This is a genomic window from Roseateles sp., assembly GCF_036404855.1.
Classification (GTDB): Bacteria; Pseudomonadota; Gammaproteobacteria; order Burkholderiales; family Burkholderiaceae_C; genus Pelomonas.
This window is the reverse complement of sequence record NZ_DASWYS010000301.1, coordinates 69,099-82,292: the sequence shown is the minus strand read 5'-3', so window position 1 is coordinate 82,292 and position 13,194 is coordinate 69,099. Positions and strand designations below refer to the sequence as shown.

Genomic DNA, 13,194 nt, shown 5'->3' with positions numbered 1-13,194 from the left:
CACCTCGGCCTGGAACTGTGCGGTGCGCGCCAAGGCCCAGCGGTCGATCTCCAGCAGGTCCTTCAGCGGCACGGCGTGCTTCGCGGCGTCGAAGTCGCTCAGGTTGGCGAGCAGGAAGCGCAAGGTGTTGCGGATGCGGCGGTAGCTGTCGACGACGCGGGCGAGGATCTTGTCGTCGCCGGCGATGTCGCCGGAGTAGTCGGACGCGGCCACCCACAGGCGGATGATCTCGGCGCCCAGCTTCTGGCTCACCTCCTGCGGCTGGATGCCATTGCCCAGCGACTTGCTCATCTTGCGGCCCTGGCTGTCGACGGTGAAACCGTGCGTCAGCAGGCCGCGATAGGGGGCGCGGCCCTGCAGCGCGCAGGACAGCAGCAGCGAGCTGTGGAACCAGCCGCGATGCTGGTCGTGGCCTTCGAGGTAGAGGTCGGCCTCGGGGCCGGTCTCGTGCGCAGCACCGGCATGGCTGCCCTTGAGCACGTGCTGGAAGGTCGAGCCGGAATCGAACCAGACGTCCAGGATGTCGTTGCCCTTGGTGTACTGGGCCGCTTCGTCACCCAGCCAGTCGCGTGCGTCCAGTTGCGACCAGGCTTCCACGCCGCCCTGCTCGACGATTTGCGCCGCGCGCTCGATGAACTCCAGCGTGTTCGGGTGCGCTTCACCAGTGTCCTTGTGCAGGAACACGGGCAGCGGCACGCCCCAGGAGCGCTGGCGCGAGATGCACCAGTCCGGCCGGCCGGAGATCATGTCGTGCAGGCGCGCGCGACCGTTCTCGGGGTAGAAGTTCGTGGCCTCGATGGCGGCCAGGGCCGTCTTGCGCAGCGAATCGGGCGCCTTGTCCTTCGTGAACAGGCCTTCACCCTCGTCCATGCGCACGAACCACTGGGCGGCGGCGCGGTAGATGACCGGCGACTTGTGGCGCCAGCAGTGCGGGTAGCTGTGCGTGAGCTTGGACTGCGCCATCAGGCGGCCGTTGTCCAGCAGCGTCTGCGCGATGACGGGGTTGGCCTTCCAGATGTGCTGGCCACCGAACAGCGGCAGGTCGGCGGCATAGGTGCCGTTGCCCTGGACGGGGTTCAGGATGTCGTCAAAGGCCAGGCCGTGGGCGACGCAGCTCTGGAAGTCGTCCAGACCGTAGGCGGGCGCGGAGTGCACCACGCCGGTACCGTCGTCGGCGGTGGCGTAGTCGGCCAGGTAGACCGGGCTTTCGCGGTCATAGCCGGGATGCACATGGGCCAGCGGGTGCTTGAACCTCAGCAGCTCCAGCTTGCGGCCGGGCACGACGGCCACGACGCTGCCCTCCAGCTGCCAGCGCGCGAGGCATTTCTCGACCAGCGCCTCGGCGACGACGAAATAGCCCCTGGGCGTGTCCACCAGGGCATAGGGCAGCTCGGGGTTGAGGTTGAGCGCCTGGTTGGCAGGGATGGTCCAGGGCGTCGTCGTCCAGATGACGGTGAAGGCCTCCTTGGCCAGCGGCGCCACGCCGAAGGCAGCGGCGAGCTTCTCCGGCTCGGCACTCAGGAAGGCCACGTCGACTGCGGGGCTGTGCTTGTCGGCGTACTCGATCTCGAACTCGGCCAGCGACGAGCCGCAGTCGAAACACCAGTAAACGGGCTTGAGGCCGCGATAGACGAAGCCGCGCTCGAACAGGCGCTTGAGCACCCGGATCTCGCCGGCCTCGTTGACGAAATCCATCGTCTTGTAGGGATGGTCCCACTCCCCAAGCACACCCAGGCGCTTGAAGTCCACGCGCTGCTGGTCAATTTGCTCGGCAGCGTAGGCACGGCTCTTGGCCTGCACCTCGTCGCGCGGCAGGCCGCGGCCGAAGGTCTTCTCGATCTGGTTCTCGATGGGCAGGCCGTGGCAGTCCCAGCCGGGGATGTAGGCCGCGTCGAAACCCGCCAGTTGGCGCGCCTTGACGATCATGTCCTTGAGGATCTTATTGACGGCATGGCCCATGTGGATCTGGCCGTTCGCATAGGGCGGGCCATCGTGCAGCACGAACTTGGGTGCGCCGCAGCGCGCATCACGCAGGCGCTTGTAGAGGCCTTGCTCCTCCCAGGCCTTGACCCAGCCCGGTTCGCGCTTGGGCAGGTCGCCGCGCATCGGGAAGGGCGTCTCGGGCAGGTTGAGCGTGGATCGGTAGTCCGGGGTGGTCATGGCGTGCGGCCAGGCGGCGGGCCTGGCGGTCAGAAGGCGAGGAAAGGGCGAATGAGAGCGGCTGGGCGCCGCTTCAAATTCGGTCGCGCGTGGTCTGGCGGCGCTGGGCGGCGTGGGTGGCCAGAAAGGCGCGCGCTGCCTCGGTATCGGCGGCGATCGCGGCCGTCAGCGCGTCCAGCCCGTCGTAGCGGGCTTCGTCGCGTAGTTTGTGCAGCAGTTCCACGCGGGCGATTTTACCGTAGCCCCCTTCCGGCCCCAGCGGCCACTGCAGGCAATGGACTTCGAGCAGCACCCGGCCGGCATCTTCCACAGTGGGCCGGCGGCCCAGGCTGGCCACGCCCGGCAGCGGTTCGGGCGTCAGGCCATGGACGAGCACCGCGAAGATCCCCTGGGCGGCCGGCTTGTCGTGCGTGAAGCGCAGATTCAGCGTGCGAAAACCATTGGCGGCGCCGGCGTGGGATTCGCCGAGCTGGCGCCCGAGCTTGCGGCCATGCGTGACGTGGCCGGAGATGGCATAGGGGCGGCCCAGCAGCGATGCGGCGGCGAGCATGTCGCCCGCTGCCAGCGCCTCGCGCACGGCCGAGCTGCTGACGCGCAGGCCATGCACCTCATAGCTCATCATGCGGGCGACGTCGAAGCCGCGGGCCTGGCCGGCGGCATCCAGCGTTGCGTAGTCCCCCTGGCGCTTGGCGCCGAAGCGGAAGTCGTCCCCGACGAGCACATAGCGCACGCCCAGGCCTTCTATGAGGACCTGGCGGATGAAGTCCTGCGCCGGCAGCGAAGCCAGCCTTTCGTCGAAGGGGAGGATGACGACCTGATCGATGCCGCAGCGCTCCAGCTCGACCAGCTTGTCGCGCAGCGTCGCGATGCGTGCGGGCGCCAGCTCGGGCTTGGCGGCCTTGGTGGCGAAGAAGTCGCGTGGATGCGGCTCGAAGGTCAGCACGCAGGTGGGCAGGCCGCGATGCCTGGCCTCGGACTGCAGCAGCGCCAGCATGGCCTGGTGCCCCCGGTGCACGCCGTCGAAATTGCCGATGGTCAGCGCACAGGCGGGTGCGATGCCGGGATGGTGGAAACCTCTGAAAACTCGCATGGGCGGGATTGTCGGGGCTTCGCCCCTCGCGGCAACGGCTCCCGTGAGCGGCAATCCGGACGGCACGCCGCGCAGACACCCCGCCGCGGGGCGGCGGTTCAGCTCAGCTGACCTCGGCGGGGCTGTCGATCCAGCGCCATGCCCCGGGCTCGAGATCCGCGGGCAGCTTGAGCAAACCGAACTGTGGCCGGTGCAGGGCCTCGACGCGGTTGCCGACGGCGGCGACCATGCGCTTGACCTGGTGGTATTTGCCCTCCAGCAGCGTCAGGCGCAGCAGCGTCTCGTCGACGATCTCGGCGGCGTCGGCCTTGCTGGTCTCCGGCGGACGCTGGAACTTGCCCTCGGGCTCGCGCAGCTCCACACCGGCCAGCAGCTGGTCCACCATCGCCGAGGTCAACGGGTGCTTGCAACGCGCCTCGTAGACCTTGGGCACATGGTGCTTGGGCGAAGTCAGCTTGTGAATGAGCGTGCCATCGTCGGTCAGCAGCAGCAGGCCGGTGGTGTCCTCGTCCAGGCGGCCGATTGGTTGCACGCCGCGCTCGCGCAGCGGTGCGGGCAGCAGGCTCATGACGCTGGGGTGGTGCTTGGGCTTCTGCGAGCATTCATAGCCGGCCGGCTTGTTGAGCAGGATGAGCGCTTTTTCGAAGCAGGGCCACTCCTGGCCGCCGACCGTGAAGCGCAGCCCCTGGGTCTCGAACTCCGCATCGGGGTCGTCGACCACGGTGCCGGCCACCGACACCTCACCGTTCCAGACCAGCCCTGCGCACAGCCTGCGCGTTCCGAAACCTTGGCTGAAGAGAATCTGCGAGAGCCGCTGTTTCAAGGCTTTGCCTGGTCTTTCATCGGTTGAACGGTGCCGCAGTCACTGCCCAGCCAGCGGCCCTCGCCACTGACCTTGCTGGTCTCGGTCTTGCCCTGGCGCTGGTGGCGCACGGTGACGTCGTTGGTGAATCCCTCATTGCCCCGCAACGTGACGATGGCGTCACCTTCGGAGGCGGGGTCGGTGCAGACAAAGTGGGTCTGGATGGTGTTGCCGCTGCGCTTGACGTCCTGGGAGCAATTGCCGTGATGGGTCATGGGCGCCATGTTGCGCTCGGCCTGCTCCTTGGTGATGCAGGTCTTGAGGGTCATGGCGCCGCCGGACATGCTGACGTTCATGCCTCTTTGCGCCATCATCTTTTCCATCATCTGGCGCTGCTCGACGGGCATGTTCTCCATGGCCTTCTGCGCCTGCTCCATCTGCGCCTTGCGGGCCGGGTCGAGCTGGGGCGTCTGCTTGAATTCCCACAGCCCGGGTTTCAGGGTCTGGGCATGAGCGGCGCCGGCCAGGAGGCCGGCGAGCAGCAGGGCGGGGACGAACTTCATGGGGAGACCTCCAAGGTCAGGCGAACACCCCCGCAGTGTCCTGCATCCGCGCGCTGACTTCACCCAGGTGATGCATCGTGTCACCCCACTGCATCTCCATGACGGTCAGGCGCTTGAAGTAGTGGCTGCCGGCGTACTCGTCGGTGACGCCGATGCCGCCGTGCATCTGCGTGCATTGCTGGCCGACGAAGCGCATGGCGTTGCCAAGCTGCACCTTGGCCTGGGAAACCGCACGTCGACGTACCGCCGCGGCGTCGCCCAGTCGCAGCGTGGCGTAATAGCTCATGGAGCGGGCCAGTTCGAGCTGCATCTTCACGTCGGCGGCGCGGTGTCGCAGGGCCTGGAAGCTGGCGATGGGGACGCCGAACTGCTTGCGTGTGTTCAGGTACTCGGCGGTCAGCGCGAGGTACTTCTCCATGACCCCGACAGCCTCGGCCGCCTGGGCGGCGATGCCGATGTCCGCCGCCAGCTCCAGCAGGGACAGGCCCTGGTCCGGGCCGGCGATGAGCTGGCCGGGCGTGTTGTCGAGGTGGACCTCGCAGGCGCGCGAGCCGTCGTACAGCGAGTAGGGGCGCGTGTGGACCCCGGCTGCCGAACGCTCGACCAGGTAGAGGGCAATACCCTCGGGGGCGTCGTCGGCGCCGGACACACGGGCCGGCACGATGAATGCGTCGGCCATGTCGCCGGCAGGAACCAGGCTCTTCACGCCGGTCAGCTTGCCGTCGACGAAGCGGGTCGTCACGCGGTTCAGGCGGTAGCGCGACCGGGCTTCCTGGTGGGCCAGCACGACCAGGGCGTCGCCGCCAGCAATGCGCGGCAGCCAGGCGGCCTGCAGTTCGTCGGGGGCCTGGCTCAGCAGCGCCGGCGCGATCAGCGCACCCTGGGCCACGGGCTCAAGGACGAGGCCGCGGCCGAGCTCTTCCATGACCACCATGGCCTCCACGGCGCCGAAGCCCAGGCCGCCGTGGGCCTCGGGCACGGCCAACGCGGTCAGTCCCAGGCCGGCCAGTCCTTCCCAGACGCCCTGGTCGAAGCCACCGGCCCGCTCGATCTGCGTGCGGCGCTCGAAGCTGTAGTCCTTGTCCACGAAGCGTTGCACGGCGTCGCGCAGGGCTTGCTGGTCTTCGCTGAAATCGAAATCCATTTTGTGTGTCTCCCTGTCAGCCGAGCACGGTCTGCGCGACGATGTTGCGCTGCACTTCGTTGGAACCGCCGTAGATCGTGGTCTTGCGGACGTTCAGGTAATTGCCGGTCAGCGGGATGGCGTGGTCGGCACCGCCGATCCAGGCGCCACCCAGCCATTGGTCGCCCTGCCAACCGGCCTCCATGGCCTCGTGGACATGAGGCAGGGCCAGCGGGCCTCCGGCCAGCATCATCAGTTCGGTGTAGCGCTGCTGCAGTTCGCTGCCACGGATCTTCAGCAGGCCGGCCACGTCCAGCGGCTGTTTGCCGGTGCGCTCGCCGGAGAGCACGCGCAGCACCATCATTTCCAGGGCCACGACGTCGACCTCGCACAGCGCGATCTGGTCGCGAAAGCGCGTATCGTCCATCAGCCCTTCGGCCTTGGCGATGCGCTTGAGGCGCTCCAGTTCGCGCTTGGCGCGGTTCACGTCGGCGATGTTGGTGCGCTCGTGCGACAGCAGGTGCTTGGCATAGGTCCAGCCCTTGTTCTCCTCGCCGATCAGGTTCTCGGCCGGCACCTCGACGTTGTCGAACCAGACCTCGTTCACCTCGTGCTCGCCGTCCAGCATGATGATGGGCTTGACGCTGACGCCGGGGGACTTCATGTCGATCAGCAGGAAGCTGATGCCGGTCTGCGGCTTGCCTTCGGAAGAGGTGCGCACCAGGCAGAAGATCCAGTCGCCGTACTGGCCCAGCGTGGTCCAGGTCTTCTGGCCGTTGACGATGTACTTGTCGCCCTGTCGTTCGGCACGACACTTCAGCGACGCCAGGTCGGAGCCCGAGCCGGGCTCGCTGTAGCCCTGGCTCCACCAAACCTCGCCGCTCATGATGCCGGGCAGGAACCGCTGCTGCTGCTCCGGCGTGCCGAAGGCCATGATCACCGGGGCGACCATCACCGGCCCGAACGGCACGATGCGCGGGGCGCAGGCGAGGGCGCATTCTTCCTCGAACAGGTGGCGCTGCACGGCGTTCCAGCCCGGACCGCCGAACTGCTTGGGCCAGGCCCAGCCATGCCAGCCCTTGGCGCCCAGGATCTTGGCCCAGCGCTGCAGATCGTCCTTGTTCAGGCGCAGCGCGTGGCGCACCTTGTGGGCGATGTCGGACGGCAGGTGGGCACGCACCCAGTCGCGTACCTCGGTGCGGAAGGCCAGTTCCGCCTCGGTGAAGTTGAGGTCCATGTCTCGCTGTGTTGTCGTGATGGGGATGCCGGGCTTTTTAGCACGGTCGTTCGCATCCTGGCTGTCCGGCCAGGGACAGCACAGCGAGCCAGGCCCGAGAGGGATGTCGAGCTGTTTCCGTGCTCCTCGCCTCTGGGGTGGCCATGCGCCATGCCAGAGCTTTCAAGGCAGGTGATAAGGCACTACTTGAGGCGCAAGCCGCGAAAACGTTCGACGGCCGAACGTCAATGGGTCTATGCCGTGGCGCACCACCAGGCCGTTCACCGTGAACTTGGTGGTTTCCTTGACGGGCCAAGCTGCGCGGGCGGCAGCGGTATGAGCGCAAGAAACCCCCTGTGCCACCGAAACTTCATGGGGCTTTCCCCAGCAGCCCACCTTGCACAGGTGGGCGACGGCGGCGGTCGATTGAACGGCGCTGAACGAGCGTAGAACCTGATGCCCGCGAGATTCCAGATAACGCGCAACGAGCAGGGCCGTTGTGCGATTGAGGGGATAGCACCAGCTGAAGTGGTCGCAGATGAAGGCCAACTGCACCGAGCCCCTCTCACGGCCCGACGTCACGTCGTCCAGCATCTCGAGCACCGCAGGCCAATCCCGAGACGTCGCGAGTTGTTCGACCGCCTCGGCGTGTCGTTGATGCAGTCGCTTGAGCACGTCGCACTCAGCGGGAGTGCCGGTGACAAAGCTCCTCGACCGCAGCGCGTTGTCTTCCCAATGCCAAAGTGCGGTGAAGCTCTCTTTCCATGCCGCGCGTTGAGTTGTGGCGCTCCATACGGCGCGGAGGACTTCGCGCGCTGATTGCGCCCCGGTCGACAATCTGATGAAGTCTTGAAGGGCGCCGTCGCCAGCACCGGAAACCAGAACGCCCGCATTCGGCTGAGGTAGCCCCAGACTCGGGAGTTCGAATTCGTCCGTGCTCCAAAAATCCAGACCTGAAAACCGCCTGCGACGGGGGTTGCTGTTTGGGAGTGAGGCCTGCTCGGTGCCGAAGCCAACAGCAATGATGAGGATGTCAGCGTCGACGCTTTGAACGGCGTTCGTCTTCAGGTCCGTGAGGTCCACCTCGACCCAGGCTCCCGAAGGAACGCGACGCCAGTCAGACGCTTGGGTGTGGAAGCGGCATTGGATGCCTGCAGCAAGGAGATTGAGTGTCCTGTTCTGGAACTCCAGCGCCCAGTCTTCTGCAAGGGCTGCATGAAGCGGGGGGAACGCAACGGTGACGGCAGTGAAGCGCCTCGGGTTCTCTTCCAGAGGCCACACTTCGTCAGCCCAGTGCGTCGCAGGCCAGTCGTACTGGACGGGATCCAACCAGCGTGATGCCGAACGCGCCTGCAGAGACATCACGGTGCCGGCCTTCTCGACCAGAACAATGCGCTGAACACCGAGCTTGGCGGCGGTCGCGGCGGCCGTCAGACCGGCTGCGCCAGCACCCAAAATCACCAGTCGACTCGTTTGCGCGAGCTCACCGCTGTTCGCGAGGTGCTCCATCAGAAAATTCGCCCGGATGACCTGGTCTCTGATGCTGACCGGTGCGAATTGCCCTAGGCGATAGACGTTCGGCTCAAGTCGAAATTGGTCCAGGGGCGAAGTCATGACGACGAAGTTCCATCATCGAACTTCATCATCCGAATCGTTGCGGTATGCGGCGTCCAGAAACTCCTGTCGTTCATCTGGCGTCAAATCCGGTGTTGTGCGCGGCTCACCCTGCGTGGGCGTCATGCGGATGGGCTTCATCCCGGCCTCAGGCCAGCCGCGCTGAAGTTGGGCCGCGGCTCTTCCGACTGCAATCGTCAGTTCATTTTCAGTGAACGCCTCGCGGAATCTGTTGGGAATGGCCAGCACGGGCCAGTTCCGGTGATCCGCGATGCGGAGGAAGCGTCCGCTCGCCATGTCTTGGCTGGCGAGCCGCAGCAGAAACGGCTGCTCCCCTCGTTCTTCGGCTGCATTGGCTTCGGCCAGCGCCTGATCTTCGTCATGTCGCCACGTGTAGATGAAGCACGGACTGCGCTCGCCCTGTTTTTTCGCCAGGCGCGGCTGCGCCTGACTCGCCAAGCCAGACAGTCGGTAGTTCACCATCACCATGGCGCCCATGCTACTCCCGTGGCTCGTGCAGCTGACCACGTCCCTGCCCCCCGGTTCTGACGACGGGTGCCTGCAAATCCAGGCGCCTGGGACCGCGGCCCATGCCCTTGCCTCCAACTGCCTTCCACTGCCTCTCGCTGAGAGGCAAAGCCCTAGAGCTCACGGGATTCTGGCCGTCAGCTTCTTTCCGCCCCCGAAAAGCAAAAAGGCACTCCGCAGAGTGCCTTTCGACGTCAGGCCGGAGCCGGGCTCAGGCGGCCTTGGACTGGCGGCGGCGCAGGCCGGCAACGCCGAGGAGTGCCACGCTGGCCAGCGCCAGCGTCGCGGGTTCGGGCACGCTGGAGCCACCGCAGACCCCGGTGGCACTGACCGTGCTCGTGCACTTGGTACCGGCGGCGGCGAACAGCTTGAAGTAGTCGTCGCTATTGGTCAGCGAGCCGCGGTTCTCGGTGCCGGAGCTTTGCGTGAAGCCGCTGTTGTAGGCCGTGATCAGCCACCAGCTGGACGTCTTGCCTTCGCTGTTGACCAGGTTGTACGGGTTGCTCGTGTCCTTGATCATGTCGCCGTAGTTGCCCACCAGCTCCCAGCCACCCATCGTGCCGGCCACGGTGCCGGCCAGCGTCGGGGCGGTGGTGCCGGTCCAGCGGAAAACGGAGATGTCGACCGTCACGTCGCTGGTCTTGCTGCCCTTCGCGCAGGATCCGCTGCCGGCGACGGTGCCGATCACGGCGCCACCGCTGACGCAGCCGTATTCCGCCGCGCCCGTGGTGGCGGTGAAGCCCAGGCCGATGCTGTTCAGCACGGTCGAGGCGCTGAAGCTCAGCAGCACGCCTTCGGTGTTCTGGTTATTGTCCAGCGCGTGATAGGGCGAACCGTTGTCGGTGCCGGAATACATGCCCTGGCCGTTGCCGGACCACTGCGTCAGGGAGCCGCTGGTCCACTTGCCAGTTAGCTTGTTGTTGGTCGTCGCATTGCCGACGTAGAAGCCGGACATCTTGACGGTGTACGGGTTCTGCGCAGTGGCGGCGCTGTCGTTGATCGTCGCGGTGGGCGTGGTGTCCAGGCTCCAGTAGGCCTGGGCCGCGCCGCTCCAGGCCAAGCCGGCGGTGAGCGCCAGGAGGGCGGTCAGGCGAATGGAGCGGTTTTTCATTTGTTTTCCTCGGTGGACGCCAAGCCGGCGGTCAAACTTCAAGTTAGCCGAAGCAAATTCAATGCCAGATTGAAAAACGCCTTGCCGTTCAACGGCGTACTGAATTTCCACGCCTAGCTTGCTAAAAATTGTAAGAACAACCGACGCCCGCGGGGGGGGTCCAAACCCCTCAGTTGAGGGTGGCCAGCAGCTTCCGGGCATCGGCGGCCGAGGCGAAATTCACACTCGTCCGCAATGCGGCGTTCAGCTCGTCCCGGGCCTCGCCCTTGCGCCCGGCCTTGGCCAGCACCGCGGCCAGGTGATAGCGGATCTCGGGGACATCCGGCGCCCGCAGGCGCGCCTCGCGCAGCAGTTGCAGCGCCCGGTCACCATTGCCGGCCAGGTGGTTGGCCCAGCCTGCGGTGTCCATCAGCATGGGGTTGCGCGTGTCGACCTTGTAGGCCCGCTCGGCCATGGACACCGCGCCCGGGTCCTTGGTCGCCATCAGCACGTTGGCGAGGTTGTTCAGCGTCTCGGCGTGGTTGGGGCGCTGCTTCAGGATGGCCTCGTATTGCAGGCGGGCCGATGCAAAGTCGCGGCCCAGCAGGTTCTGCTGTGCGACGGCGCTGCGCACGGCCAGGTCGCCGGGGTTGCGCTTGAGCCAGGCTTCGCCGAGCTCGGTGGCCGCCTTGGGGCCGCTGTGAGTGCCGACCACCTGCATCAGCCGCGTGAGGCTGGCCTGGGATTTGTCGATGTCATGCGCCTTGCGCAGCGCGTCGATGGCGGCCGGGGCCTGGGCACGCGAGAGCGCGACGTCGGCCAGCAGGTTGTAGCCGATGGCCGACTTGGGCGCCGCCTGGATGACCTGTTTGGCGCGCTGCTCGGCCTTGGCGGCGTCGCCCTGGGCCAGCTCGATGCTGGAGAGCATGGCCATGGCCGGCATGAAGTCGGGGGTGCCGCTGAGGGCCTTGTCCAGGCTGTAGGCGGCGCCGCTGTAGTCCTTGATGCCGACTTGCTGGCGGGCAACTTCGAGCAGCCGGGGCGCGTCGAACGCGGCGCGGCGGGCGGCCTGGGTCAGCGTGGACTTGGCACCGACCGGATCGCCGTTGGCCGCCTGGGCGCTGGCGTAGGCCTGCAGGGCCTCAACGTCCTCGGGCAACTTGGCCAGCAGGATCTTGGCCGCGTCGATGGCCCGCGCAGGCTGGCCCTTGCGAACCTGCCAGGCGACGAGTGCGAAATTGGCCCGCGTCTCGCGGGCGCCGGAGGCGTCGGCGGCACTCTCCAGCCACTTCAGCGCCTCGTCGTCCTTGCCCTGACGCTCGTGCAGCAGGGCCAGCTCGAACAGCACGTCGCTGTTGCGCTCGTCGCCCTTCAGGAGCTGGCGCAGCCGCTTGTTGGCCGCGTCGAAATTGCCGGCGGCAGCGTCGATGCGGGCCAGACCGAGCTGGGCTTCCGTCAGCTTGGGATCGAGCTTGAGGGCCTTCTCGTAGCCGAGACGGCCTCCCGCGGCGTCGCCGGACTGGGTCTTGGCATAGGCCTGGACCATCAGCACGGTGGCGTTGTTCGGGTTCGATCGTGCCAGCGTGTCGGCCACGGCGAGCGCCTTGGGCATCTGGCCTTCGCGCAGATACACGGTGATCAGCGCCAGGCCGGCATGGGTCTGCTTGGGATCGGCCTTGTACGCCTTGGCAAGCTCGTCGGCGGCCGAGGCGACCTTGCCGCTCTGCAGCAGCGACAGGCCCAGGGCCGTGCGGTACTCGGGGGCGTCCTTGGCCCGAAGTGCCTCCTGCATCAGCGCGACCGCGCGCGAGTGCCGGCCCTGGCTCATGTGCGTCGACGCCAGCATCAGCAGAGCCTGACCGTCGCCGGGGCGGGCCTTCACGTAGGCGTCCAGCAGCTCGACGGCTCGGTTGACGTTGGGCTCATTAAGCGCGATCTGGGCCAGCAGTTTGGTCAGCGGGCTGCCAGGTCCTTGCTGGCGCGCGGCGAGCTCCAGGAAGGGCTTGGCCTTTTCCAGTTCGCCCAGGCCGTAGTGCGCCAGGCCGTTGAGCATCAGCAACTGGGTGCGATAGCGGATGTACTCGATGGGGACGGGGTCCAGCAGATCGGTGACCCGCTTCAGCGCTGCGCGCGCCGTGGCCTTGTCGTTGGCGCGTTCGGCCAACACGGCGCGCAGATAGGCGCCGCGCGGGTCGTTGAGCTTGAGCGCCTGGAGTTCGTTGATCTCGGCCAGCGCATCGGCGTCGCGGTTCAGGTCGACCAGCAGGCCGGCGCGTGCCAGGTGTGACTCTGCATGCTTGGGCTGGAGCTTGAGGGCCCGCTCGTAGGTGGACAGGGCCTGGGTGACCTGGCCGGTGGCATGCAGGATGGAGGCCTTCTGGTAGAGCGCCTCGGCGTTATCGGGGGCGAGCCGGAGTGCCTGATCGGCGGCGGCATGCGCCTCGGTGAACTGGCGGCTGCGCACGCGCAGGGGCACTTCGGCGAGCCAGGCGTTCACTTCGCCGGCATGGATGGCGCGCGCCTCCATCACGCTGGCCAGCGCCGCCTTCGTGTCGCCGATGTCGGACTGGGCCAGTGCACGCTCCAGCAACATCTGCTGGCGGATGCCGGGTGGCAGGCCGGTCGGCTGCAGGCGGGGGTCTTCCAGCACCTGAGGCTGCTTGCCCTGGGCGTTCAGGGCCATGGCCAGTGCGACGGCGACCTCGGCACGGTCGACGCCCAGCCGGATGGCCTCGGAGAGTTCGAATTCCGCCGCCGACGGCTCGCTGTTGGCCAGCAGCGCCTTGCCCAGCAGCACGTGCACGGGCAGCTGGCTCTTGTCTGCCTGCAGCGCGTTCTTGAGCTGGATGATGGCGCCGGGGATGTCGTGCTTCTCGTAGCGCTGCAGTGCGTCTTCGTAGAAGCGCGAGGCCTTGGCGGCATCCTGGGCCTGAGCGGCCGGCGCGCCGGCGGTCAGCAGGGCGACCAGCAGGGCGGAGAGCAGGGCGGTGTGAGAGGTCATCGAAGGG

10 protein-coding genes are annotated in these 13,194 nt (G+C 67.0%); all 10 read right to left on the bottom strand.

The window, feature by feature from the left end; genetic code table 11:
* Positions 1-2,160, bottom strand: a 2,160-nt coding sequence (ileS, locus tag VGF12_RS20415; protein WP_331177887.1) for an isoleucine--tRNA ligase, incomplete at its 3' end; no start/stop codon positions are given.
* A gap of 73 nt (positions 2,161-2,233) precedes the next feature.
* Positions 2,234-3,250, bottom strand: coding sequence for a bifunctional riboflavin kinase/FAD synthetase (locus VGF12_RS20410; RefSeq protein WP_331177886.1), 1,017 nt, complete (start codon positions 3,248-3,250; stop codon positions 2,234-2,236).
* Positions 3,251-3,353: 103 nt separating this feature from the next.
* Positions 3,354-4,073, bottom strand: a complete 720-nt coding sequence (locus VGF12_RS20405) for a pseudouridine synthase (protein WP_331177885.1) — start codon at positions 4,071-4,073, stop codon at positions 3,354-3,356.
* Positions 4,070-4,615 (bottom strand): DUF3617 domain-containing protein, encoded by a 546-nt coding sequence (locus tag VGF12_RS20400; RefSeq protein WP_331177884.1) that lies wholly within the window; start codon positions 4,613-4,615, stop codon positions 4,070-4,072. The genes VGF12_RS20405 and VGF12_RS20400 overlap by 4 nt, the downstream gene beginning before the upstream one ends.
* 16 nt (positions 4,616-4,631) lie before the next feature.
* Positions 4,632-5,759 (bottom strand): acyl-CoA dehydrogenase family protein, encoded by a 1,128-nt coding sequence (locus tag VGF12_RS20395; protein ID WP_331177883.1) that lies wholly within the window; start codon positions 5,757-5,759, stop codon positions 4,632-4,634.
* 16 nt (positions 5,760-5,775) lie between these two features.
* Complete coding sequence (locus VGF12_RS20390) at positions 5,776-6,975, bottom strand: acyl-CoA dehydrogenase family protein (protein WP_331177882.1); 1,200 nt, start codon at positions 6,973-6,975, stop codon at positions 5,776-5,778.
* A gap of 162 nt (positions 6,976-7,137) precedes the next feature.
* Complete coding sequence (locus VGF12_RS20385) at positions 7,138-8,568, bottom strand: NAD(P)-binding protein (protein ID WP_331177881.1); 1,431 nt, start codon at positions 8,566-8,568, stop codon at positions 7,138-7,140.
* A 15-nt stretch (positions 8,569-8,583) separates the two neighbouring features.
* Positions 8,584-9,057, bottom strand: a complete 474-nt coding sequence (locus VGF12_RS20380) for a hypothetical protein (RefSeq protein WP_331177880.1) — start codon at positions 9,055-9,057, stop codon at positions 8,584-8,586.
* Positions 9,058-9,307: 250 nt separating this feature from the next.
* Complete coding sequence (locus VGF12_RS20375; protein WP_331177879.1) at positions 9,308-10,207, bottom strand: PEP-CTERM sorting domain-containing protein; 900 nt, start codon at positions 10,205-10,207, stop codon at positions 9,308-9,310.
* A 169-nt stretch (positions 10,208-10,376) separates the two neighbouring features.
* Positions 10,377-13,187, bottom strand: a complete 2,811-nt coding sequence (gene prsT, locus VGF12_RS20370) for an XrtA/PEP-CTERM system TPR-repeat protein PrsT (protein WP_331177878.1) — start codon at positions 13,185-13,187, stop codon at positions 10,377-10,379.
* Positions 13,188-13,194: the final 7 nt, after the last annotated feature.

Bases quoted from the DNA above. Each gene is read 5' to 3' on its own strand.
- VGF12_RS20385 (WP_331177881.1), bottom strand. From the start codon at position 8,568: ATGACTTCGCCCCTGGACCAATTTCGACTTGAGCCGAACGTCTATCGC.
- VGF12_RS20400 (WP_331177884.1), bottom strand. From the start codon at position 4,615: ATGAAGTTCGTCCCCGCCCTGCTGCTCGCCGGCCTCCTGGCCGGCGCC.
- prsT (WP_331177878.1), bottom strand. From the start codon at position 13,187: ATGACCTCTCACACCGCCCTGCTCTCCGCCCTGCTGGTCGCCCTGCTG.
- VGF12_RS20390 (WP_331177882.1), bottom strand. From the start codon at position 6,975: ATGGACCTCAACTTCACCGAGGCGGAACTGGCCTTCCGCACCGAGGTA.
- VGF12_RS20375 (WP_331177879.1), bottom strand. From the start codon at position 10,207: ATGAAAAACCGCTCCATTCGCCTGACCGCCCTCCTGGCGCTCACCGCC.
- VGF12_RS20395 (WP_331177883.1), bottom strand. From the start codon at position 5,759: ATGGATTTCGATTTCAGCGAAGACCAGCAAGCCCTGCGCGACGCCGTG.
- VGF12_RS20380 (WP_331177880.1), bottom strand. From the start codon at position 9,057: ATGGTGATGGTGAACTACCGACTGTCTGGCTTGGCGAGTCAGGCGCAG.
- VGF12_RS20410 (WP_331177886.1), bottom strand. From the start codon at position 3,250: ATGCGAGTTTTCAGAGGTTTCCACCATCCCGGCATCGCACCCGCCTGT.